The sequence below is a fragment of the Lysinibacillus zambalensis genome, assembly GCF_040183165.1.
GTDB classification, from domain to species: domain Bacteria; phylum Bacillota; class Bacilli; order Bacillales_A; family Planococcaceae; genus Lysinibacillus; species Lysinibacillus zambalensis.
In genome coordinates this window covers 1-563 of sequence record NZ_JBEGDG010000067.1, presented here as the reverse complement: position 1 = coordinate 563, position 563 = coordinate 1, and the positions used below count along the sequence as shown (strand labels likewise).

At 36.8% G+C, this 563-nt stretch carries 1 protein-coding gene; it reads right to left on the bottom strand.

The window, feature by feature from the left end:
- On the bottom strand, positions 1-563 hold a 563-nt coding region (locus ABNX05_RS26050), incomplete at both ends, for a CsxC family protein (RefSeq protein ID WP_349662342.1).

Below are 563 nucleotides of genomic sequence, written 5' to 3'. Positions count from 1 at the left end.
CCAAGGCGGACTTGTTGAACTTGCAGTACTTTTACTGTAAGATCCAGAACAATTTTTTCACGCAATGTGCTAAAAGTACCTTCTGGTGATGCCATAACTGGTGAAAAATCAAGTTCAAAGAAGTTTGCAGCGACTAACTCGCCAAATGGTTGTTCATTATATTTCACAAGATTTTGGAAGAAAGCCTTATCCAACCGAGCATCCAATTGAGTTCTTTCATTCAGGAAGTTTGCTTCGGCAAACTCAGAAATTCCTAAGATTGGAGTAGGGCCTCCAGTTGTTTGTGGGAAAAACAGTTCTGTAAAACCAGAAAATGGAACATCAGCAATTCTATCTTGTAGCGCTCCATTACATGCTGCTGAAGCATATTCAATATTTTTACGAATATGTCCTGCTACAAATAATTTAGCTCTTGTTACTCTAAAAAAGTCAGTGTTATCAATACGTGCAAATCTAACAGGCACTAATTTAACTTGATTTAGGAATACATTTTTTTTCACTCTTTTGATTTCAGTTGCAGCAGGATTCAGCGTAATATCTGATTCCACAACTATTTGAAGTGT